This is a genomic window from Streptomyces panacea (assembly GCF_040560175.1).
GTDB classification, from domain to species: domain Bacteria; phylum Actinomycetota; class Actinomycetes; order Streptomycetales; family Streptomycetaceae; genus Streptomyces; species Streptomyces panacea.
Genome location: NZ_JARJHW010000089.1, coordinates 1 through 21414, shown reverse-complemented (window position 1 = coordinate 21414; position 21414 = coordinate 1). Strand labels below are relative to the sequence as shown.

Sequence of the window (21414 nt, the reverse complement as noted above, 5' to 3'; positions counted from 1 at the left end):
GACGTCCGTCGACGAGCATGGGGTGATTCGCCGCTCCGCGGCGTTGGGTGGGACGACGGACTACACGAGAGCTCCTAGCTCCTGCGGGCAGTCACGACGGGTGGCGGTGAAGGGGCGGAGCGGCGGCTGAGGGGGGGGCGGGCGATGGAACGCCCGGAAGGCCCGGACCCGGAACGTGGGTGCGGGATGCCGAGCAGGTCGCCCGGCCCGGGGCCGTGGCGGCCGCCGGGAAGGGGAACCGTCAGCTGCGGGCTCGGGGCAACGGGCTCAAGCCCGAGCGGGAGATCCCGCGGAGGTCGCGGCACCTCCGGATATTCCGGGCATCGATCGGAATTGTCCACGTCAACGGGATAGATGAGCTGTCAACGTTTTCGTTACACTCCCTCAATGAACGCAACCCCTCGCTGGCTGACCTCGGAGCAGAAGGTCGCCTGGGACAGTTTCATCCGCATGCAGGAGACACTCATCGGACGGCTGTCTCGCCTGATCCAGGCGGACTCCCATATGTCCGCCTCCGACTACATCGTGTTGGTGAGTCTCACCGAAAGGGGCGGCGGGCGGATGCGCTTCCTGGATCTGGCCAAGCTGGTGGAGTGGGAGAAGAGCCGCATGTCCCACCAGGTCCGGCGGATGACGACGCGCGGACTGGTGGCCAGGGAAGAATGTCCCGATGACGGACGCGGAGCGTTCATCGTCGCCACCCCGGCCGGCTACAAGGCGATCGAAGACGCCGCGCCCGTACACGTCGAACACGTCCGCCGACTGTTCATCGACGCCCTCACCCAGGAAGAACTCGACACGCTCGCCCGGATCTCGAACCGCGTCCTCGCGCATATGAAGAAGCAGCCCGACTGACCGATCAGGGCTTCGACGAGTTCATGGGCGAGTTCATAGCCAGGTGAAGTAGTCGGGTGAAGCCTGCCCCACGCCCGCTTGGTGAGGGCGTACTGATGTGCGGGAGCCTGTCGACTTCCTCGCGCTTCCCGTGCCTGTACAGGGAACCGCAAGGCCGGTTGATGTATCAACCACAACCGTAGGGCAATGGCGCCGACTCGTCAATCGCCGCCTTCGTGGAGCTGTCGCGGCAGGAATACCCGCGATCGGCATCACGTTTCCACGAGAGTTGATAGATCAACCATACAGGGATGGGTGCTATGCAATTCGGGATCTTCACCGTCGGTGACGTGACACAGGACCCCACCACCGGCCGGACGCCGACCGAGCACGAGCGGATCAAGGCCATGGTCACCATCGCGTTGAAAGCCGAGGAGGTCGGGCTCGATGTGTTCGCGACCGGCGAGCATCACAACCCGCCGTTCGTGCCCTCCTCTCCCACCACCCTGCTGGGCTGGATCGCCGCGCGCACCGAACGCATCATCCTCTCCACGTCCACCACGCTGATCACCACCAACGACCCGGTGAAGATCGCGGAGGACTACGCCATGCTCCAGCACCTGGCCGACGGCCGGGTGGACCTGATGATGGGCCGGGGCAACACCGGCCCGGTCTACCCCTGGTTCGGCAAGGACATCCGCCAGGGCATCAACCTCGCCATCGACAACTACGCGCTCCTGCACCGCCTGTGGCGCGAGGACGTCGTGAACTGGGAGGGCAAGTTCCGTACGCCGCTTCAGTCGTTCACGTCCACGCCCCGGCCGCTGGACGGCGTACCGCCCTTCGTGTGGCACGGCTCCATCCGCTCGCCCGAGATCGCCGAGCAGGCCGCCTACTACGGCGACGGATTCTTCGCCAACCACATCTTCTGGCCCAAGGAACACTTCCAGAAGCTCATCAGTCTCTATCGTGAGCGGTACTCGCACTACGGCCACGGCACCCCCGAACAGGCCATCGTCGGGCTTGGCGGGCACATCTACATGCGGGCCAACTCCCAAGACGCGGTACGCGAGTTCCGCCCCTACTTCAACCGCTCACCGATCATGGGCGGCGGGCCTTCGCTGGAGCGGTACATGGACGAGACGCCGCTGACCGTCGGCAGTCCCCAGCAGGTCATCGACAAGACCCTGACCTTCCGCGAGCACTTCGGCGACTACCAGCGCCAACTGTTCAACGTGGACGGCGCGGGCGTGCCGCTGAAGGCCGTACTGGAGCAACTCGACATCCTCGGCGAGGAGGTTCTGCCTGTCCTGCGCAAGGAGTTCGCCAAGAACCGGCCGGCCGGCGTACCCGACGCCCCCCTCCACACCTCACTGGTCGCCGCCCGCGACGCCGAGCAGGCATCCTCCGCCGAGACGACCGACTGAGACAGGCCGACAGCGAGGGCATGCCCCGTTCCGAACGGCGGCAGGGCCGACACCAGGCGGCGCTGCCGTCCGCGGAGCCGGAGTGAGCGCAGGACCCGTGCGACCAGGCGATGAGCTCAGGAGAACGCGCGGCTGAAGTGCCCGTGCGAAATGCTCTGTCGCGCTGGGATCGTCGTTTGTTCATCCTTGCGCCGGTGCGGCGGCATCTCGACCCGCGGGCCTACACCATCGCGTTGCCGTTGGCGGATTCCTCGGCGGCGACGATGTCTTGGACGACGTCCCAGTGTTCCACGATGCGTCCGTTGTCCAGCCGGTAGATGTCGACGATGGCCACGGGGTTCGGAGCCCAGCCGTGGACGATGCTGTGGGTGAAGACCAGATCGCCCTGGGCGGCGATCCGCTGCGGCTCCCAGGAGAAGCCCTCCAGGTGCGGAACGGCGTTGCGCAGGGTGTCGAGCCCGTTGGGCATCTGCGGGCTGTGCTGGATGTACGGTTCGGCCCAGTACCGGTCTATCGCGGTGAGATCCTTGTCGGCGAACAACTCCCGCATCGCGGTGAGCACGATGTCGATGTTGCGGTTCGCCTGGTTGTCCTGCTCGGCGGCGTGCTGGGTCATGGTCAGGCCTCCTTGATCGTTCCGGTGAAGTGGTAGAGCTTGCCGTCGACGGTCACATTTGAGTACAACGTCCCGTTCTCGAAGTCCTCCAGGTGGGTCACCGTGGCTCCGCTCGCCTCGGTCCAGGAGTTCAGATAGACGCCTTCGCGGATCTCTCGGAGATTCAGGGCCACCGTTTCGGTGTGGCCGTCGGGGGCGAGCCCCGCGCCGTCCTCTACGACGAAGCTGCCCTGGGTCGGCGAATCGAAGGTGAACCGAACCTTCAGGTCGCCGAGGTCGAAGTGGTAGCTGTGGCCGGTTAGTTGCTTGGTGATGGCATGTCCTTCAGGTCGTCGATCACAACCTCGATGTCGAGTTGAAGTTTCAACTCAAGGCGGGCGTTTGCGCAAGCCTTCTGAGACGTGGAACACACTCAGGGTGCCGGAGCGCGGCGACAGCGGCGGGTGATCGCGGTGGACTGCGGGACGCTACGCGGCTTCCGCCACCGACAACTCCCTCATCGCGTCGCGGTTGTTCGCCGGCAGGGGGCCTCACCGCGACAGGCCGATACCGGGCCGAGCCGCACATCCGGCACAGCCCGCAGGCACCCAACGGACCCGGCACACCCAACGGCGGCGCAACGCTGTGGAGCCCCAGGTCGACATGCCGCCGCACCGGCGCCAAGATTAACACCGTGACGATGCGACGTGACGACGACCTCGACCGATCCGCGGTCTGGCATGACCTGGTGCTGGCGGCCCATCTCCTCGAGGTTGCGCTGGAACGGCAATCCCAGCGCGACGGGGGCATCTCGCACGGACATTTCAAACTGCTGGTCCTTCTCAGCGCCGCGGAGAATCAGACGATGGGCCTCAAGGCGCTCGCCGGCATGCTGCGCTTCTCGCCCAGCCGCGTCAGCCACACGCTCACCGTCCTGGAACGCCAGGGTCTGGTCACCCGCGGACGCGTACCGGCGGGACGACGTGCCTACGAGGCCACCCTGACCTCGCAAGGCCGGCTGCTCGTAGTGCGGGTGCTACGTGCGCAGCGCACAGAAATACGAGACGTCCTTTTCGACAACTTGGGCGCATCCGACACCGCCGCCCTCGGCAGGATCAGCGCGCGTGTGGTCGAAGTGCTCGACCAGACAGACGCCTGAACCAGACAGACCCCTGAACCAGACAGACGCCTGAACCGGACAGACGCTTTACGCGACTTTCGCAGGCCGACGTTGACCCACTCCTGCGCCGGCGGTTGGGGCGCAACATCGCCGGCCGTCCGATCGCCCACGACTTCGCAGCGATCGGCCTGCCGCCCGGTCGCCGATCGTGCTCAGGGACGACGGCGGTCCGCTGCCCAACCGCCCGAGCGTGGTGAACACCCCTCGCCGCGCGACCGCTGGTCGGTCAACTGCCAGCCGCGCACTACCAGTTGACCGACGTGGCCATCGCGGACCCGACCGGCCGGGCGGCCCCCGCCGTGGCCGAGCGCCGCTGCGACCTTGGGCTCACCGCCGAACCGGCCCGCACGCGGCACGGACTGTGCTTCATCTCCCGGCTGCGCCCGATCCGCATGGTCTCGTCGGTCTTCGTCCCCGTCAGATCCGCACCTCCCAGGGCTAGTTGACGCGTCAAAGGTCGGCACTTAATGTGGGTGACGCGTCAACCAAATGGTTTGGGGTCGCCGGCCGGTCAGCCCGTAGCCGGCTCACTGTCGGCATCGAGATTTCGGTGCGCTGCCTGAGGCCCGTGGACGCGAAACTTCAGCAAGGGAATCCCATGAGCACTGAGAACAAGGCCGGACTCGACGCGCTGCTGACGCCCGAGGAGAGCGTTCTCGTACTGATCGACCACCAGCCGTTCCAGTTCGCCAACCTGAACAGCCACGAACCGACGATGGTCGTCAACAACGTCGTCGGACTCGCCAAGGCCGCCAAGGTGTTCGACGTTCCGACCATTCTGACGACCGTTCTGGAGGAGCGCGGCGGCCTTCTCCTCCAGGGTCTGCAGGACGTGTTCCCGGAGCAGAAGCCGATCAACAGGACTTTCATCAACACCTGGGAGGACCAGCGCGTCGTGGATGCCGTCAAGGCGACCGGGCGCAAGAAGCTGATCCTCGCCGGTCTCTGGACGGAGATCTGTCTGGCGATGCCGGCCATACAGGCCGCGGGCGAGGGCTTCGAGGTCTTCGCCGTCACCGACGCCTCGGGCGGTGTCTCGAAGGAAGCCCACGACATGGCCGTGCGGCGCATGGTCCAGGCGGGCGTGGTTCCGATCACCTGGATGGCCGTGCTGGGCGAGTGGCAGCGCGACTGGGCCCGTGAGAAGACCGCGCAGGGCGCCGCCGAGATCCAGGTGCAGCACGGCGGTGCCAGCGGTGTGGCCTTCGCCTGGGAGATGCAGCTCCTGGCCACGCCCACCGGAAGCGAAGCCTGACATCGCTGCCGCGCCGGCGCCGATCCGTATCGGGTACTGCCTGTCGCTGACCGGTTCCCTCGCGGACAACAGCCGGTCGGCCCGTCTCGCGCATGAGATCTGGCGCGAAGACATCAACAGCCGGGGCGGACTGCTCGGCCGTCCGGTCGAGTTCGTCCGCTACGACGACCAAGGGAACGCCGGCCTCGTTCCCGGGATCTACGAGCGGCTGATCGACGAGGACAAGGTGGACCTCGTCATCGGCGGATACGGCACCAACACCCTGCTGCCGGCCATGCCGTTGATGGTGGAGCGGGAGCGCTTCTTCGTCGGGCTCATGGGCCTCGGTGTCAACAACGCGCTCATCTATCCGAACTACTTCGCCATGATCCCCACCGGGCCGGATCCGAATGCCGCACTCACGGAGGGGTTCTTCGCTCTCGCCGCGGAGCAGAATCCCCGGCCGGAAACCGTGGCGCTCGTGTCCGCCGACGCCGAGTTCTCGCGCAATCCCATTCTCGGTGCCAAGGCCAATGCGGAGAAGTACGGCATCAAGGTGGTCCACGAGGTCACGTATCCGCTGGCGACCGAGAATTTCGCGCCCGTTGTCGACGCGGTCGCCGAAAGCGACAGTGATCTGTTGTTTCTCTGTTCCTACCTGGCCGACTCGCTGGGCCTGGCGCGCGCCATCCGGTCGCATCACTACCGGCCGAAGATGGTCGGCGGTGCCATGATCGGTCCGCAGAACACAGCAGTGAGGACGGAGCTCGGCCCGTTGCTCAACGGTTTCGTGAACTACGAGTACTGGGCGCCGGTGCCCAAAATGATGTTCCCGGGCGTTCAGGAGCTGCTGAACACCTACCAGGAACGGGCCGGCGAAGCCGGTGTCGACCTTCTGGGGCACTACATGGCGCCACTCGCCTACGCCCAGATGCAGGTGGTCGCCCAGGCCGTCGAAGCGACCGGTGGTTTCGACGACGCGAGCCTCTCGTCGTACGCACGGGAGAAGACCTTCCCGACCGTCATGGGCGATGTCAGGTTCGGAGTCAAGGGGGAGTGGTCGGAGCCGCGCGTCCTGCAAGTCCAGTTCCAGGGAATCACCGGCCATGAGCTCGGCCAATTCCGGAACGGGTCGAGGCAGATCGTCGTGGCACCGCCGGAATCGTCCTCCGGAGAGCTCATCTTTCCCTACGCGGAAGCTCTCATCGACGAGTGAGGGAGGCCGACCGCAGCCCTGTGACGACGGGTCGCCGGACAATCCGGCGACCCGTCGTCGATTCGCCCGAGCCTTGAGGAAGGCCGTGGCGCGGTCATCGATCGGCGTACGCGCCCAGGCGATCGGTCGGACCATGTCGCCGGTGATGACTGCCAGTTCGCCGAGGCCGGCCCGCCTGCGAGACGGGCAAGTTGATGCGTCAACCGGATTGGGTTAGTGTGGAACGAGACTCACGCGGAGGACATAGGGGAGGACACATGGCAGTGGAAGTGAGCGACGCTCCCGGAGCCAAGCGGTACGAGGCCCGGGTCGACGGAAAGGCCGAGGTCGCGGGCGTCGCGGAGTACATCCGCACCACGGAACTGGTCGCGTTCGTACACACCGAGGTCTCGCCGGAGTACGAGGGCAGGGGAGTCGGGGCGGCACTGGTCCGTACCGCCCTCGACGAGGCGCGTGCCGCGAATCTACGGGTGCTGGCCACCTGCCCGTTCTTCTCGGGGTGGATCGAACGGCACCCCGAGTACAAGGACCTGCTGTACCAGTCCCGCAGTGAAGTCAGCGACTGAACAGCCAGGCAAGGCAGTGACGGAGGCCGGCATGAGCATCGGAACCGAGAAGAAGACGTACGAGGGCCGGTCGATCACTGTGACCTTCGAGGCCGGGCGGTGCTTGCACGCCGCCGAGTGCGTGAACGGCCTCCCGGAGGTCTTCGACCCGGGCGAGCGCCCGTGGATCCGGCCCGACGGTGCCGAGGCCGAGCGCCTGGCCGAAGTGGTGCGCCGCTGTCCATCGGGTGCGCTCCAGTACGAACTCGCGGACGACGGGGCGCAGACACCGGACAGGCCCGCGCAGATCACGCCCAACAGCTGATCGCACACGGCGAGTTGAGCGTGGGCACGCCGGGGGGCCGCGTGCGGAGAGCGGGGCCCCGGCGCAAGTACGGGCAGAGCCTCCTTCAGAAGCCGACGGCGCCGGACGGGATTGGTCCCCCTTTCGGCGCCGTCGGCCATGTCCTGATCCTGGCTGCCGTCGCCGTACGGTGAGAAACCGTCCTTCTGGAGCGGTCGACGTCGTCCGCCTCGGCGTGGCTTCGACCTCGATCCGTGCGGCGGAACCTCCGAGGACGGCAGGGGCGGCGGGGCAGCCGGGACTCCCGGCATGGAGAGGAAGGAACGCCATGTCTCTTGCACGCTCTACTCCCACGTCACCGGGCCGAGCCGAAGAAGTGGCTCTCCACCTACCGCGACTCGCGACAGAAGGACCTGCCTCATGAAGACTCCCGTGCCCGACTACCTGGACGAAGTGCTCGACAGCCTGCGTGACGACACCAGCGGCGCCAACGCCGACTACATCCCCGAGCTCGCCGAAGCTGATCCGGAACGTTTCGGCATGGCGCTGACCACGACGCTGGGTCGCACTTACGCCGCCGGCGACGCCGACACGGAGTTCTCCATCCAGTCGATCTCCAAGCCGTTCGCCTATGCGGCCGCGATCATCGATCGTGGCCTCGACCGCGTCCTGGATGCCGTCGGGGTCGAGCCGTCCGGCGAGGCCTTCAACGAGCTCTCCCTCGAAGGGGGCACCCACCGGCCCAAGAATCCCATGATCAACGCCGGAGCCATCACGACGCATTCGCTCCTGGTCGGCGCGGAGGCCGGTCAGGACGATCGTGTCGAGCGTGCCGTGACGTTCTTCTCCCGCCTCGCGGGCCGGGATCTGCGGGTCGACGAGCGTGTGTGCGCCTCAGAGCTCGGCTCCGCGCACCGCAACCTTGCCCTCGCCTACATGCTGCGCACCTACGGCATTCTCGACGGGGACGTGCCGTCCGTCGTTGAGGGGTATACGCGCCAGTGCTCGATCCTGGTCAGCGTCCGGGACCTCTCCGTGATGGCCGCGACGCTCGCTACCGGAGGTATCCAGCCCGTCACCGGCGAACGGGTGATGGATCCCGGCGTCGCCCGTCACGTCATGGCCGTGATGGCCACCGCCGGGATGTACGACGCGGCAGGCGACTGGCTCACCCGCGTGGGCATCCCCGCCAAGAGCGGCGTCGCCGGGGGTATCGTCGGCGTTCTGCCCGACATGGTGGGCATCGGAACCTTCTCCCCGCGCTTGGACTCCTACGGCAACAGCAAGAGGGGTCGACTCGTCTTCGAGCGGCTCTCCCAGGACATGGGGATGCACCTGTTCTCCTCCGATCGGGGCCGGCTCGATGCCGTCGACGTGAGCGAGTCACGGGGCACGGTCACCTTCGCCCTGCAGGGCAACGTCCAGCTCACCGCCGCGTCGGAGCTCTTGGACCTGATGGCGGACTCGGACGGCGCGGCCGACGTGGTTCTGGACGTCACCCGGGTGCATTCCTTCTCCGATCTCGGCCGTCGCATGTCGCTCGAAGGTCTGCGCCGACTGCGGCTGGACGGACGCAAGGTTGCCGTCCGGGACCCCTCGGGCGTGCTGCCGAACCCTGATCTGGGAGACGGCAGTTACCCGGACGCCTTCTGACCGGCCCCATCCCCCCCCGGATCCTTGAGAAGGAGCGCCCGACGCCGATGGCGTCGTGTGCCTGGTGCCGTCGACCGCTGACGCTGGTCGACACGGTCGACCCGGTCGGCGTCGCCGAGTCAGAAGAGTCAGTCAGGACGTGGCGCGGTCGGCGACGCGCTCTCGCAGAACTTCGAGCTTCTCTCCCAGACTGCCGATCACAAGAGAGAGATGTCCCTGCCCGGGTTCCAGATGAAACTCGGCCGTGGGCAGGTGATCGGCCAACCACCGGCCGTGCGTGACCGGGACCATCTGGTCCACGGTGCCGTGCCACAGCTCGATCGGCGCCGCGACGACACCGAAGTCAAAGCCCCACGGGCTGGTGAGCGCGGCCAGGTCCGCGACCCAACCCTCGTCCCCTCGGGACAGACCGTGGTCCATGTTGGCCGCGTTGTCCGCACCGTACTCGGCGGTCAGCACCGCCAGGTCCACGGGGGGAAGCAGGGAGGCCATCTCGGTCGCGACATCTGCCGAGGTGCTGCCCCGGACCGCCGAAGCCATCTGCCCCACGAGCGCGCGCATCGCCGATTCGCCGTGTCCGACCGTCCCGAACTGTGCGACGTTCTGTGCGCCCATGCCCTCGACGTAGTCGAGGCCGTCGGCGTCGAACGGCGCGAACGAGGAGACGAGCAGCACGCCCTCAACGCTCTCAGGGGCCACCGCCGCACTGGCCAGCGCATGCGGTCCGCCGGCGGACCACCCGACAACGAGGTGGCGCTTGACGCCAAGGTGGGTGAGCAGGAAGGCACAGTCGGCGGCCGTATCGGCAACAGTTCGGCCGGTGGCGTGGCTTGACGCGCCGTAACCCGCCCTTGAGTACGTCACCACCCGGAACCCGCGCGCTGTCATCGAACCCAGGACCGTGTCCATCGGGACGGCCGAGCCCGGCATGCCGTGGTGGAACAGGGCGACCGGTCCTGTGCTCGGTCCTCGCGCTTCGTACTCGAGATCGCGCCCGTCGGGCAGCCGCAACAGTGGCACTGGATACTCCGTCTACTACTGAGATCGAATGGGGCGCGGGCCAGGGTCTGTCTTTTGGATCAGGCCGGATCAGGGAGCGCCCGCCGCGGAACGGACGAAGCCGGAGAGACCTTGGGCGAGGGCATCCGGCAGGTCACTCCGGCCGGAGGGCGGCCAGTTGCCGCTCGAAGGGGACAACGTCCTCGGTGTTCTCGGTGTTCTCGGTGGTGGCCGGGCGGCCGCCCATGAGCGCGGCAAGCTCGTGGCCCGCGCGGGTGATGCGGTCGGCGAGGCTCTCAGCCCCCGTGCCGGCCGCGCCCCAGTCCTCGGAGGCCGCGTACACGGCGGTGGGGACGACGGTCGCGCGCAAGTACGAGAAGAGCGGCCGGAGCGCGTGTTCCAGGGCGAGCGAGTGTCGGGCCGTGCCGCCGGTGGCGGCGAGCAGCACCGGCTTCCCGGTCAGCGCATCCGGATCCAGCACATCGAAGAAGGACTTGAACAGCCCGCTGTAGGAGGCGGAGAAGATCGGTGAGACGGCGATGACACCATCCGCTTCCGCGACCGTCTCCAACTCGTCGCTCAGGTCCGAGCCCGGGAACCCTGTCACCATGACGTGAGCGATATCGGTCGCCAGGTCGCGTAGTTCGACCACGCTGATGTCCACCTCGTGCCCGTCGGCTGTCAGTTGCCGCCGCGTGGTGTCCGCGAGCCGGTCGGCCAGCAGCCGGGTGGACGAGGGCAGGCTCAGGCCCGCTGAGATGACGACGAGCTTCATCGGACAGTCACTTCCTGGGAATTGCTCCGGGCAGCCTTGGCAGCGGCGAGCAGGGACCGGTGGGTCGGAGCCTCCGGCATGTCCGCCGGGCGCCCCTTGGTGAACTCCTCACGCAGCACGGGTACGACCTCCTTGCCGAGCGTGTCGGTATGCACGGGCCCGGTGTTCCGGCGTCCCGACGGTGGCGATCCCGAACCGCATGGTCGCCCACCTTCAGGTAGTGGACGTGTCAACATTATGCCCCAACAGGATTCGCCGCGTCACTACTTCCGCCACCCGGCGGGCGCTGATGCCGTCCGGCCCGTTCACGTACGAGCCGCAGCCTGGTCGCCACCGGCTCTGGATCGGACTGCCGAACCCGGCGCGCCCGGCTGCTGGAGATCGCCGACCGGACCCCCGTCACGCGGGCGGTACGGGGTGAAATGCCCATCGTGCCCGTGCCCGAACGCCGGGGACGGCTCAACTCCGTACCGCCGCCCGCTGCGACAGAAGGGACGGTCCCTGACGGCGCCCCACGGCGGACGTGGGGCGCCTGAACCTCGGCGTCATGGCCGGGGCTTGTTCGCGAACACCCAACGGTTGCCCTCAAGCGCGTCGTTCGGCTCGGGCAGCGGACCGCGTCCGTGGCGACGGGTGAAGTCGAAGGGCGTGTGGATCGAGGTGGACCAGCCCTTGCTCCTCAGATCGCCGGCCGAGTCCGGCCGCGGCTCGCCGTCGAACAGGTTGAGCAGGTCGATGCCGATCTGGTGTTTCGTAGCCGTGTAGAGCGTGCTGTCGCGGTAGTCCTGCAAGTCCTTCTCAAGTTTGACCTCGAACGCCAGGGCGCTTCCCCCCGCGCTCAACCGGTCCACCGTGTCGATGAGGTAGGTCTCGGCGGTGATGGGCAGATAGAACAGCAGCCCCTCGGCCAGCCAGACGGTGGGCGCTGCCGGGTCGAAGCCGGCGTCGGTCAGTGCTCCGACCCAGTCCGCGCGCAGGTCGATCGGGATCGGTACGCGCGCGGCGTTCGGGGTGGCCGACAGTCCGCCGAGCACCTCGTGCTTGAACGCCAGCACGCTTTCCTGGTCGATCTCGAAGATCACGCAGCCCGGAGGCCAGTCGAGTCGGAAGGCCCGCGAGTCCAACCCCGCCCCGAGCAGGACGACTTGGCGGGCACCGCCCGTGTGCACCGACTGAAGCAGGAAGTCGTCCAGGACCCGCGTCCGCAGACCGAAGTAGCGCGCGAAACGTCCCCACAGCGGGTTCGCGTCCCCGTCCGGGACCTGTCGTATGTGGACCGGCCAGCCCGATGACGCCGGAGCGGCGAGCACGAAGTGCTCCGCGAAGGCGTCCTGCGCCAGGCTGTCGTGGCGGTGGGTCTCGATCGCCCGTGCCGCGGCGACCATGAGGGCGGTCAGACCGACACCCCCTGCCACGCCTTCCGTACTGGTGCTCCGATGTGCCGTGTCGGCCATGCGTCCTCCGTCGGTACGAGTGTCGCTACGAATGTCGGTACGGATGTCGCTACGAAAGCCAGTGCGAATGTCGGTACGAATAGGGAACGCGGGTCCCACGCTCATCGCCCCGTCCCGTCCCGCCCCGTCCCCTCCGGGATCAGGACGGGTTTGATCACGCGGCCCGCGTCGCAGTCGCGTTCGGCCTCGTTGATGTCGGCGAGCGGGTATGTACGGATCAGTTGGTCGAAAGGGAACAGCCCGGCCTGCCACAGCCCGGTCAGCCGTGGAATCAGCAGTCCCGGCACCGCGTCGCCCTCGCAGATGTGGGAGATTCGCCGGCCCCGGTCCAGCGTCCCCGGTTCGAGCGCCAGCGCGGTGTGGAGCCGGGCCACCAGGCCGAGGTGGCCGGTCGGACGCAGGGCTCTGAGCGCGTCGTTGATCAGCCCGGCCGAGCCCGTGGTGTCCAACGCGTACCGCGCGCCGCCGTCGGTCAGTCGCCGAACGCGGTCCGGCAGGCCGGCCGACTCGGCGTGCAGCGGGGCCGCGCCCAGCCGTTCGGCGAGTGCCAGCCGCTCCGGGTGCCGGTCGACGGCCACGGTCACCGCCCCGGCGGCGGTCGCCGCCATCAGCGCGGCCAGACCCACCGCCCCCGCGCCGAAGACCGCGAGGGTGTCGCCGGGGCCGATGCCGAAGGAATTCAGGACCGCTCCGGCGCCGGTGAGGAAGCCGCAGCCGAGCGGTCCGAGCAGTTCGACCGGCAGCGCGGGATCGACCCGCACGGCGTTGCGGGCCGGGACCATCGCGTACTCGGCGAACGAGGACTGGCCGAACCAGCGGGGGGCCAACTCGCCCCCGGCCGCGTCGGTGAAGCGTGCCGCGTTCTCCTCGCGCCCTCCGAAGAGGTTGAGCGAGGAGAAGGAGTCGCAGTAGGCGGGGGCCGCGGCCGTGCAGTTCCGGCAGTGTCCGCAGGAGTCGAAGCTCAGCACGACATGGTCGCCGATGGTCAGGCCGGTGGCCGGGCCGCCCGTCTCCACGACGACCCCGGCCCCCTCGTGGCCGAGCACGGCCGGCAGCGGTGAGCGGCCGGCCGAACGGCGGACCGCGAGATCGGTCCGGCACAACCCGCAGCCCGCGATCCTGACCAGGATCTCGCCGTCGGCCGGCCCCGTGTGCAGGATCACCTCCTCCAGGGCGAACGGGCTCTCGTACGCGCGCAGTACCGCCGCGCCGAATTTCCTCGTCACGCCTCCTCCGGTCGGTGTACGACGAACGGCCTGAGGTTTCCGTAGAGCCCCCACGGCCCACCCGCGACGCCGACCCCGCTCTCCTTGACGCCCGCGAAGGGCTGGGCGAGGGAGAGTTCCGCGTGGTGGTTGATCCACGCCGTGCCGCACTCCAGCCGGTCGGCCACCGCCTCGGCCCGGTCGAGGTCGGTCCCCCATACCGAACCCCCCAGTCCGAAGCCGGTGTTGTTGGCCGCCTCGACGGCCTCGTCGACGCTCCGGTACGGCAGCACCGGCAGGACGGGACCGAACTGCTCCTCCGTCACCACGGGGCTGTCGGGCGGGACATCGGCCAGGACGGTCGGGGCGAAGAAGTAGCCCGGCCGGTCCAGCCGGTGACCACCGGCCGCGGCTCGGGCACCGGCCGCCAACGCCTGGGCCGTGCGGTGTTCGACCCGGGCCAGCTGAGGGGCGTTGTTGACCGGCCCCAGCTGCGAGTCCGGATCGAGTCCGGCTCCGACGACGACGGTCCTGGCGTATTGCGCGAGCGCTTCGACCACCCGCGGGTAGAGCCTGGCCGGGGCGTAGACCCGTTTGACCGCCATACAGACCTGCCCGCAGTTGCGGAACGCCGCCCAGAACAGCCGCTCCGCGATGCCCTCCACATCCACGTCGTCCAGCAGGATGGCGGCGTCGTTGCCGCCCAACTCCAGGGTGACCCGGGCGAGCGAGGCCGCCGCGCCCGCCGCGACGGCCCGTCCGGTGGTGGTCGAACCGGTGAAGGTCACATGACGGATCCCCGGGTGGGACGCGAGGCGGGCGCCGAGGGGTTCGTGACCGGTGACGATCGTCAGTACGTCCTCGGGGAGGGCGGCGGCGACGACGGATCCCAGAAGCCGGGTGGCGAGGGGCGTGTACGGGGAGGGTTTGAGTACCACCGTGTTACCCGCGGCGAGCGCGGGCGCGAACTTCGCCGACGCGAGTTGGAGGGGGAAGTTCCACGGAACGATCGCGGCGACGGGCCCGAGCGGTCGCCAGCGGACCTCGCTGTGAACCGGCCGGCCGTCGGTGATCTTCTGGCGCCCGGGGGTCTGCTCGGCGAAGTAGCGCAGGCGGGCCGCCGTGCGGGCGATCTCCGCGTACGACTCGGCCAGCGGTTTGCCCTGTTCACAGGTGAGGAGCGGAGCGAGGTCGGCCCCGGCCGCCTCCACGGCGTCGGCGGCCGTGAGTAACGCCTTGGAGCGGACGAAGGGGTCGGCCCGCCAGCCGAGCCAGGCCGCGTGAGCCCGCTCGACGACGGCGTCCAACTCGTCCAGCCGCTGGTCGGGAGCCTCGTCGAAGGCATTGCCCGTCGCCGGATCGAGGACGGCGAAGCGCTCTCCGCGGCTCGCGGGCGCGCGTCGCGCGCCGCGAACGGGCCGGCTTGTCGGCATGCCGGCGGTCAGTTCGCGGTGGCGACGGTGGCCGCGTGTTCCCGGGCATGCCGGTCCATCTCGGCCCGGAAGGCGGCCACCAGGTGCGGCTGAATCCGTCCCGTGTTCCGGTCGCCCCTCTCGCAGACCGCCCCGCGTACCCCCACGATGTCCGTGCCGATGCCGGTCAGCACACCGAGGTCCCCCACCTTGACGCTGCCCGCGAGGGCGGCGAGCAGATCGGCCTCGTGGGCCAGCCTGACGAACTCCGCGCAGACGTCGGGCGGAACGTGGTCGAACAACCGCGTCCCGTCCTTGACCGCGGTGTCGAGCATGGCCGCGTCGGAGCCGGACCGGCGGGCGATGTCGGGCAGCGAGAGCGGGTTGACGCAGCCGATCCGGTGGGCGTCGGCGTAGCCCGAGGCGACGACGAACGCGTCCGGCCGGTAGTCCTTCACCGCCCGTACGACCCCGCGCATCACATCGACGGCCTGTTCCGGCGTCGCGCATCCGTAGAGCCCGACCTTGATGTAGGTGGCGCCGGAGACAGCCGCGCCGAGCGCGGCCTGGGCCACCGTGCCGGGCTTGTACGGTACGTCTCCCACGGTGGCGGACACCGGCTTGTCCGCCGGGACCGCGTCACGGATCTCCCTGATGACCCAGGGGAAGTTCGCCCCGAGCGAGCCTTCGGCGGGTCTCTTGACGTCGATGATGTCGAGGTGTTCGGCCGCCTTCACGCAGTCGAGGGCCTCTTCGACACCGTCGGGAGAGATGAGAAGCAACAACGTGGATTCCTTCCACCGGCATGTCCGCCTGCCGAAGGGCAGGGGTGCGGAGTCGTCTGGATCACGTGCGGTCCGCTCATCATTTCCGTGGCCCGTCACCCTTTGGGAGGGCGCACGGAGTATCAAAGGAGTCATTGGCCTCACCCGCCCACGCCCCCCCATCGCGCCGACGACTTGTCAACGGCAGGGCTGCCGCGTCGGGGGCGCTCGAACGGCTCGGACGGTGTGACCTCCTCCACCGAGGCCGTCCCCGCTCGCGCCTGACCCCCTTGCCCCCACCGACCGGCCTCCGTCTGCGCATTCACGGCCGATTGGTCGTCCCACGCCCGCAGAAGCAAGGTAAAAGCCGCCCCAAGGCCCGCAGATATGATTCCGCGACCCGCCCGGCGGGCATCACCTCGTCGCAGTCGTCGCGCGTGCGCCGCTCGAAGGGGGAAATCCGATGGGCCGACTCAAGACGCCACCCGGGGGCCCACCTTCCGTACGTACCGGGGCCTTCGCGCTGCGCGGTGAGGTGAGGTGTCCCGGCACGCTGACCGTCGCCGATCTCCGGCGGGGATGGGAGCAGCACCGCGCCGACGTGGTCTTCGAGTGCGCGAGCAGCGGGCCCCGGCACCACACCTTCGAGGGGCCGCTGCTGCGTGAGGTCGTCGCCGACGCGCGGCCGGACTTCGACATACGGCGCCGGCGGGACCGCTCCCGCTTCCTGCTGGCCGTCACCGGCGGGGACGGTCATCACACGGTGCTGTCCTGGGGCGAGATAGACCCCGACTTCGGCGCGGTGCCCGCCCTGCTCGCCACCACGCTCGACGGGGTGGCGCTGGACCTGGTGGGCAGTCAGCTCGTCGTGCCCACCGACCGCTGCGGGGCGCGCTACATCAGCGCGATCACGAGCGTGTGGGTCGGCGCCCGCCTCGTTCCCGGCCCGGCCCCCGCGTCCGGGTGAGCTGGCCGCCAGCCTTGGGGGTTCCTCCGAGAAGTCACGCATCTGCTATGGATAATCACCTCAAACCTTGCAAATGCGAGGCCATCGGCCTATCTTTCCGCGCATGCAGTCCTACACAATCGGTCAGGCGGCACGCCTGCTGGGCGTCAGCACCGACACCGCCCGTAGATGGGCCGATGCGGGCCGGGTCGCCACCCATCGCGACGAGGGCGGGCGGCGGCTCATCGACGGCCGAGACCTGGCCGCGTTCTCGATCGAGGTCGGCCAGAGCGGCAACGGCGGCGAGGAGGAGGTCTCGTACACCTCCGCCCGCAACGCGTTCCCCGGCATCGTCACCGCCGTCAAGCTCGGTGACGTCGCGGCCCAGGTCGAGATCCAGGCCGGGCCGCACCGGCTCGTCTCGCTCCTGACCAGGGAGGCCGTGGAGGAGCTGGGCTTCGAGGTCGGCATGCAGGCCATCGCCCGCGTGAAGTCGACCAGCGTGCACATCGACCGCGTCTGACCCTTATCGCCTTCCGGCTTTCCAGCCTTCCAGGGAGTCTTCACCCTTATGTCTTTCACCTTCAGTACCGCCGTACGTCGCGCCGCGGCCACCGCGCTCACCGCGGCCCTGTTCGTCCCGCTGACCGCGTGCGGCGGCAGCGACAGTGACGACAGCGACACCGGTGCCAAGTCCACCGAGTCGGAGACCGCCACCGGCGCCCCCAAGGCGGACCTGACCGTTCTCGCCGCCTCGTCGCTCACCGACGTCTTCACGACGGCGGGCGCCGCGTACGAGAAGGAGAACCCCGGCACCAAGGTGAAGTTCTCCTTCGCCGGTTCGCAGGAACTCGCCGCGCAGGTCCAACAGGGCGCCCCCGCCGACGCGTTGGTCACCGCCGACACCAAGACCATGGACGGTCTGAAGGGCGACACCGGCACGCCGACCGTCATCGCCAAGAACCGTCTCGTCATCGCCACCGGCGAGGGCAACCCGGAAAAGATCGGGAACCTCAAGGACCTCGCCGATCCCAAGCTCAAGGTCGTCCTCGCGGCGCCCGAGGTCCCGGTCGGCCGGTACAGCGAGCAGGTCCTGGACGCGCAGAAGATCGACGTGAAGCCGGTCTCCGAGGAGCCGAACGTCCGCGCCGTCCTCAGCAAGGTCGAACTCGGCGAGGCCGACGCCGGGATCGTCTACAAGACGGACGCGGCCACCGCCACGGACAAGGTGGACGCGGTCGAGATCCCCGACGCGCAGAACGCCGTCGCCGAGTACCCGGCCGCCACGCTCAAGACGTCCGAACACGCCGAGGCGGCAGCCGCGTTCGTCGCGTGGCTCAGCACCCCCGAGGCGCAGAAGCTCCTCCAGGACGCGGGCTTCCAGCAGCCGTAAACCCACGTCAACGCGCGTGTGTGCGTGTGTGCGTGTGTACGAGGGCGGGTGGGCGGCTCGGCAGCCACCCGCCCGACTCGCGCACGCGACACCGACACGCGACGCCACGATCGCAGAAGCCCGCAGGAGCCCGATGAGCCGTCTCAGCCGTCTCACCCTGACCCGCCGGGCCCCGGGCCGTACTCGTACGCGAACCCGTACCCGCACCCGTACCCCCGTCGCGCTCGCCGTCCCCGCGCTGCTCGCCGTCGCCTTCCTGCTCCTGCCCCTCGTCGGGATCCTCGCCCGCACCTCCTGGGGCGAGGTCGGTACGCATCTGACCAGCCCCGGAGTCGTCGAGGCGCTGGAACTCTCGCTCCTCGTCTCCTTCTGGGCGCTCGCGCTCTCGCTGGTCCTCGGGGTGCCGCTGGCCTGGCTGCTGGCGCGGGTGGACTTCCCCGGCAAGGCGTTCGTACGGTCCCTGGTCCTGCTGCCGATGGTGCTGCCGCCGACCGTCGGCGGCGTCGCGCTGCTCCTCGCGTTCGGCCGGCGCGGGCTGCTCGGCCCGTGTCTGGAGGACACGTTCGGCATCACCCTGCCGTTCCACACCTCGGGCGCGGTCGTGGCGGCGACGTTCGTCGCGATGCCGTTCCTCGTCATCAGTCTCGAAGGCGCGCTCGGCGGACTGCGCCCCACCTACGAGGAGACCGCCGCGTCCCTCGGAGCCTCGCCGGTACGGGTGTTCGCCACCGTCACCCTGCCGATGGTCGCCCCCGGCCTGCTCGCCGGGGCCGCGCTGACCTGGGCGCGGGCACTGGGTGAGTTCGGCGCGACCATCACCTTCGCGGGGAATCTGCCCGGCACCACCCAGACGCTGCCGCTCCAGGTGTATCTGCTGCTCCAGGGCTCGCCGGAGGCCGCGACATCGGTGTCGCTGCTGCTGCTCGCCATCGCCATGGCCGTGCTGATCGCGCTGCGCGGCCGCTGGACGGGCACCCCACGCGACACCACGGACGCGACGAACAGGCGCCGGAAGCAGGCCACTTCACCGGACGACGAAACGGCGGCCGCGGACGCGGCGCCCGTGGCCCCGGCGCCCGTGGCCCCGGCCCGGGAACGTGAACCGACGACCGTCCACGAACGCTGGGCGCTGCACGCCGACGTCACCGGCTTCACCCGCCTCACGCTCGACGCCGAACCCGGCACCACCATCGCCGTCGTGGGCCCCAACGGCGCCGGCAAGACCACCCTCCTGCGCGCCCTTCTCGGCCTGACCCCACGCGCCCACGCCGAGCTGCGCCTCGGCGCGCTCGACGTCACCGCGCTCCCGCCGCACCGCCGGGGCGTCGCCTGGGTGCCCCAGGACGGCGCGCTGTTCCCGCACCTGAGCGCCCTGAGCAACACGGCGTACGGGCTCCGCGCCCACGGCGTCACGCGCGCCGAGGCCCGCCGGAGCGCCCAACTGTGGCTCGACCGCCTCGGGGTGGGCCACCTCGCGCACCGCAAGCCCGCCCAGGTCTCCGGCGGTCAGGCCCAACGCGTGGCACTGGCACGGGCGTTGGCGACCAGTCCCCGGCTGCTGCTGCTCGACGAACCTCTCGCAGCCCTCGACCAGACCACCCGCGCGCGGGTACGGCACACCCTGCGCAGCCACCTCGAAGGCTTCGGCGGAGTCTGTCTGATGGTCACTCACGATCCCGTGGAAGCCGTGTCGTTGGCCGACCGGGTGCTCGTCCTGGACGAGGGCCGCGTCGTCCAGGACGCCCCGCCCGCCGACGTCACCCGCCATCCCCGCTCGCCGTGGGTGGCCCGGATGCTCGGCCGGAACGCGTGGCCGGGCACCGCGACCGCCGACGGCCTCGCGCTCACCGGCGGCGGCCTGCTGGTCGTCGCCGATCCGCTGCCCCCGGGCACGCGCGCGCTGGCGATCATCGCGCCGGAGGCCGTGTCGGTGCACCGTGACCGGCCGAGCGGCAGCCCCCGTAACGTCTGGCCCGGCACCGTACGCGAGATCACCTCCAGCGGCAGCCGGCTGCGGGTGCTGATCACCTCGGAGCGGGCCCCGGACCTCGTGGCCGAGATCACCCCGCAGGCCGCCGTCGAACTCGGGCTGGCCGACGGGGTGCCGGTCTGGACGAGCGTGAAGGCCACGGAGGCGACCGTGGTGGCCGGGTGACCGCGCACCCGGCGTAGCCTGCGGATATTCCCATCACTCTCAGGAGCACGATGTCCGCCGCCGTACCTCCCCGCGTCCTCTACGTCACCGACCTCGCCTACGAGGCCAACGGCCGCCGCTACTGCGACGAGGACATCCTGTTCTCCTCCCGCCTGCGGCGGGACTTCACCGTCGCCATGTGTCATCCGGCCGACGCCGCCCGCCTCATGGGCGAGTTCGACGCCGTCGTCGTACGCAACAGCGGGCCGGTGATCCACTACCGGGAGCGGTACGCGGCCTTCCGCGACCGGGCGCTGGCCGACGGCGCGCGCGTCTACAACCCGCTGACCGGGCGCGGCGACATGGCGGGCAAGCAGTATCTGGTGGAGCTGAGCGCCGCCGGGCTGCCGGTCATACCGACCGTCGACAGGGCCGAGGACCTGGGGCGGCTGCCGGACGCCGACGAGTACGTCGTGAAGCCGAAGGCCGGGGCGGACTCCATCGGCATGCGGTTCGTGCCGCGCGACCGGCTCGCCGAGGTCGCGGACCTCGCGAATCTCCGGGACATGCTGGTACAGCCGCGTATCCCGTTCTCGTACGAGGTCTCCTTCTACTTCGTCGACCACGACTTCCAGTACGCGCTCCACGCGCCCGACCCGGATCGGCGGTGGGAGCTCGTACCGTACGAGGCCAGGGCCGTCGATCTCGACTTCGCGCGGAAGTTCATCGACTGGAACACCCTCGACCACGGCATCCAGCGCGTCGACGCGTGCCGCGCGCCGGACGGGGAGCTGCTGCTCGTGGAGCTGGAGGACCTCAACCCGTACCTGTCGCTGGAACTGCTGGACGAGACGACCCGAGACGCGTTCATCACCCGCACGGCGGTCTCGCTGCGCGCGCTGCTGAGCTGATCGAGGAGCGGCTTCACTCACGGGCCGAGAACTCCCGGGCGCGGTCGGATGCCGGGGCCGCGGTCCGCGCGACCGTCTCGCGGACACGGGGATCGCCGATCCACCCGAGGGTGGGTCGGCTTCCTCGCGTTACGGGGGCGTTTCCGTCACCGGGTTTCCGTAACCCGGCGAATTTGTTCAGTCAGAGAACACTGTCCGAAACGTGGGCAGTTGCCGGTGCCATACGGCACAAGATCGTCCTTGGAACGCGGCAGGCCAAGGCCGGTCTACGCGGGGCGAGTTCGGCTCCACGCGGGCACACGGGGGGCCGCCGGGATGGCCGGAGTCAATTTTGACACGACCTTGACAAATTAATTCGGCGTTGCCAGCATGCAACTCGCTCGGACCGCGGACAAGGCTCCCGGGCGAGCGCACGGCATCCCCCCCCCGCGTA

Annotated in this window: 21 protein-coding genes and 1 pseudogene; 13 read left to right on the top strand and 9 right to left on the bottom strand. The window is 69.3% G+C overall.

Annotation, left to right across the window (positions count from 1 at the left end; all coding sequences use genetic code 11):
• Positions 1-387: 387 nt before the first annotated feature.
• Together P3L51_RS21140 and P3L51_RS21135 are read left to right on the top strand one after the other, a co-directional pair.
• Positions 388-855 (top strand): MarR family winged helix-turn-helix transcriptional regulator, encoded by a 468-nt coding sequence (locus tag P3L51_RS21140; RefSeq protein ID WP_354606834.1) that lies wholly within the window; start codon positions 388-390, stop codon positions 853-855.
• A gap of 299 nt (positions 856-1154) precedes the next feature.
• Positions 1155-2261: an LLM class flavin-dependent oxidoreductase gene (locus P3L51_RS21135; protein ID WP_354606839.1), complete on the top strand. Its 1107-nt coding sequence runs from the start codon at positions 1155-1157 to the stop codon at positions 2259-2261.
• 220 nt (positions 2262-2481) lie between these two features.
• On the opposite strand, the gene P3L51_RS21130 is transcribed toward P3L51_RS21135, so the two are convergent.
• The gene (locus tag P3L51_RS21130; protein WP_354606833.1) at positions 2482-2877 is read right to left on the bottom strand and encodes a nuclear transport factor 2 family protein; all 396 of its coding nucleotides are present in this window, start codon (positions 2875-2877) and stop codon (positions 2482-2484) included.
• Positions 2878-2879: 2 nt separating this feature from the next.
• A complete protein-coding gene (locus P3L51_RS36015) occupies positions 2880-3143 on the bottom strand; it encodes a MoaF-related domain-containing protein (protein ID WP_435594489.1) in 264 nt (87 codons plus the stop codon).
• A gap of 413 nt (positions 3144-3556) precedes the next feature.
• On the opposite strand from P3L51_RS36015, the gene P3L51_RS21120 reads away from it, so the two are divergent.
• From P3L51_RS21120 to P3L51_RS21095, 6 genes are all read left to right on the top strand, one after another.
• Positions 3557-4015 (top strand): MarR family winged helix-turn-helix transcriptional regulator, encoded by a 459-nt coding sequence (locus P3L51_RS21120; RefSeq protein ID WP_354606838.1) that lies wholly within the window; start codon positions 3557-3559, stop codon positions 4013-4015.
• Positions 4016-4634: 619 nt separating this feature from the next.
• Positions 4635-5291 (top strand): hydrolase, encoded by a 657-nt coding sequence (locus P3L51_RS21115; RefSeq protein WP_354606831.1) that lies wholly within the window; start codon positions 4635-4637, stop codon positions 5289-5291.
• On the top strand, positions 5176-6486 hold the full coding sequence (locus P3L51_RS21110; RefSeq protein ID WP_354606830.1) for an amino acid ABC transporter substrate-binding protein: 1311 nt from the start codon (positions 5176-5178) through the stop codon (positions 6484-6486). Before P3L51_RS21115 ends, P3L51_RS21110 begins: the two co-directional genes overlap by 116 nt.
• A 257-nt stretch (positions 6487-6743) precedes the next feature.
• Positions 6744-7052 (top strand): GNAT family N-acetyltransferase, encoded by a 309-nt coding sequence (locus P3L51_RS21105; protein WP_354606829.1) that lies wholly within the window; start codon positions 6744-6746, stop codon positions 7050-7052.
• Between the two features lie 31 nt (positions 7053-7083).
• Positions 7084-7356: a (4Fe-4S)-binding protein gene (locus tag P3L51_RS21100; protein ID WP_354606828.1), complete on the top strand. Its 273-nt coding sequence runs from the start codon at positions 7084-7086 to the stop codon at positions 7354-7356.
• A gap of 411 nt (positions 7357-7767) precedes the next feature.
• A complete protein-coding gene (locus tag P3L51_RS21095; protein WP_354606827.1) occupies positions 7768-8988 on the top strand; it encodes a glutaminase in 1221 nt (406 codons plus the stop codon).
• Positions 8989-9120: 132 nt separating this feature from the next.
• On the opposite strand, the gene P3L51_RS21090 is transcribed toward P3L51_RS21095, so the two are convergent.
• From P3L51_RS21090 to P3L51_RS21060, 7 genes and pseudogenes are all read right to left on the bottom strand, one after another.
• The gene (locus P3L51_RS21090; protein ID WP_354606826.1) at positions 9121-9999 is read right to left on the bottom strand and encodes an alpha/beta fold hydrolase; all 879 of its coding nucleotides are present in this window, start codon (positions 9997-9999) and stop codon (positions 9121-9123) included.
• Positions 10000-10141: 142 nt separating this feature from the next.
• Positions 10142-10762 (bottom strand): FMN reductase, encoded by a 621-nt coding sequence (locus tag P3L51_RS21085; protein WP_354606825.1) that lies wholly within the window; start codon positions 10760-10762, stop codon positions 10142-10144.
• Positions 10759-10908, bottom strand: a pseudogene (locus P3L51_RS21080) (5,10-methylene tetrahydromethanopterin reductase); the annotation flags it as partial. The pseudogene P3L51_RS21080 and the gene P3L51_RS21085, both read right to left, overlap by 4 nt.
• Before the next feature lie 399 nt (positions 10909-11307).
• Positions 11308-12216: a class I SAM-dependent methyltransferase gene (locus P3L51_RS21075; RefSeq protein ID WP_354606824.1), complete on the bottom strand. Its 909-nt coding sequence runs from the start codon at positions 12214-12216 to the stop codon at positions 11308-11310.
• A 101-nt stretch (positions 12217-12317) separates the two neighbouring features.
• Positions 12318-13442 (bottom strand): NAD(P)-dependent alcohol dehydrogenase, encoded by a 1125-nt coding sequence (locus P3L51_RS21070; RefSeq protein WP_354606823.1) that lies wholly within the window; start codon positions 13440-13442, stop codon positions 12318-12320.
• Entirely contained in the window at positions 13439-14854 is a 1416-nt protein-coding gene (locus P3L51_RS21065) for an aldehyde dehydrogenase family protein (protein WP_354606822.1), read from the bottom strand. The genes P3L51_RS21070 and P3L51_RS21065 overlap by 4 nt, the downstream gene beginning before the upstream one ends.
• A gap of 8 nt (positions 14855-14862) precedes the next feature.
• Entirely contained in the window at positions 14863-15618 is a 756-nt protein-coding gene (locus tag P3L51_RS21060) for a (5-formylfuran-3-yl)methyl phosphate synthase (RefSeq protein ID WP_354606821.1), read from the bottom strand.
• 442 nt (positions 15619-16060) lie between these two features.
• On the opposite strand from P3L51_RS21060, the gene P3L51_RS21055 reads away from it, so the two are divergent.
• From P3L51_RS21055 to P3L51_RS21035, 5 genes are all read left to right on the top strand, one after another.
• Positions 16061-16564: a molybdopterin-dependent oxidoreductase gene (locus tag P3L51_RS21055; RefSeq protein WP_354606820.1), complete on the top strand. Its 504-nt coding sequence runs from the start codon at positions 16061-16063 to the stop codon at positions 16562-16564.
• A 103-nt stretch (positions 16565-16667) separates the two neighbouring features.
• The gene (locus P3L51_RS21050; RefSeq protein WP_354606819.1) at positions 16668-17066 is read left to right on the top strand and encodes a TOBE domain-containing protein; all 399 of its coding nucleotides are present in this window, start codon (positions 16668-16670) and stop codon (positions 17064-17066) included.
• A gap of 48 nt (positions 17067-17114) precedes the next feature.
• Entirely contained in the window at positions 17115-17936 is an 822-nt protein-coding gene (gene modA, locus P3L51_RS21045) for a molybdate ABC transporter substrate-binding protein (RefSeq protein ID WP_354606818.1), read from the top strand.
• Positions 17937-18069: 133 nt separating this feature from the next.
• Entirely contained in the window at positions 18070-20091 is a 2022-nt protein-coding gene (locus tag P3L51_RS21040; RefSeq protein WP_354606817.1) for an ABC transporter permease, read from the top strand.
• A 50-nt stretch (positions 20092-20141) separates the two neighbouring features.
• A complete protein-coding gene (locus tag P3L51_RS21035) occupies positions 20142-20981 on the top strand; it encodes an ATP-grasp domain-containing protein (protein WP_354606816.1) in 840 nt (279 codons plus the stop codon).
• Positions 20982-21414 lie beyond the last annotated feature (433 nt).

What these genes read in the sequence shown, in the direction of transcription:
- P3L51_RS21140 (WP_354606834.1), top strand. Translation starts at nt 388, where the DNA reads ATGAACGCAACCCCTCGCTGGCTGACCTCGGAGCAGAAGGTCGCCTGG.
- P3L51_RS21065 (WP_354606822.1), bottom strand. Translation starts at nt 14,854, where the DNA reads ATGCCGACAAGCCGGCCCGTTCGCGGCGCGCGACGCGCGCCCGCGAGC.
- P3L51_RS21100 (WP_354606828.1), top strand. Translation starts at nt 7,084, where the DNA reads ATGAGCATCGGAACCGAGAAGAAGACGTACGAGGGCCGGTCGATCACT.
- P3L51_RS21075 (WP_354606824.1), bottom strand. Translation starts at nt 12,216, where the DNA reads ATGGCCGACACGGCACATCGGAGCACCAGTACGGAAGGCGTGGCAGGG.
- P3L51_RS21040 (WP_354606817.1), top strand. Translation starts at nt 18,070, where the DNA reads ATGAGCCGTCTCAGCCGTCTCACCCTGACCCGCCGGGCCCCGGGCCGT.
- P3L51_RS21050 (WP_354606819.1), top strand. Translation starts at nt 16,668, where the DNA reads ATGCAGTCCTACACAATCGGTCAGGCGGCACGCCTGCTGGGCGTCAGC.
- P3L51_RS21130 (WP_354606833.1), bottom strand. Translation starts at nt 2,877, where the DNA reads ATGACCCAGCACGCCGCCGAGCAGGACAACCAGGCGAACCGCAACATC.
- P3L51_RS21135 (WP_354606839.1), top strand. Translation starts at nt 1,155, where the DNA reads ATGCAATTCGGGATCTTCACCGTCGGTGACGTGACACAGGACCCCACC.
- P3L51_RS21115 (WP_354606831.1), top strand. Translation starts at nt 4,635, where the DNA reads ATGAGCACTGAGAACAAGGCCGGACTCGACGCGCTGCTGACGCCCGAG.
- P3L51_RS21120 (WP_354606838.1), top strand. Translation starts at nt 3,557, where the DNA reads ATGCGACGTGACGACGACCTCGACCGATCCGCGGTCTGGCATGACCTG.
- P3L51_RS21085 (WP_354606825.1), bottom strand. Translation starts at nt 10,762, where the DNA reads ATGAAGCTCGTCGTCATCTCAGCGGGCCTGAGCCTGCCCTCGTCCACC.
- P3L51_RS21105 (WP_354606829.1), top strand. Translation starts at nt 6,744, where the DNA reads ATGGCAGTGGAAGTGAGCGACGCTCCCGGAGCCAAGCGGTACGAGGCC.
- P3L51_RS21055 (WP_354606820.1), top strand. Translation starts at nt 16,061, where the DNA reads ATGGGCCGACTCAAGACGCCACCCGGGGGCCCACCTTCCGTACGTACC.
- P3L51_RS21035 (WP_354606816.1), top strand. Translation starts at nt 20,142, where the DNA reads ATGTCCGCCGCCGTACCTCCCCGCGTCCTCTACGTCACCGACCTCGCC.
- modA (WP_354606818.1), top strand. Translation starts at nt 17,115, where the DNA reads ATGTCTTTCACCTTCAGTACCGCCGTACGTCGCGCCGCGGCCACCGCG.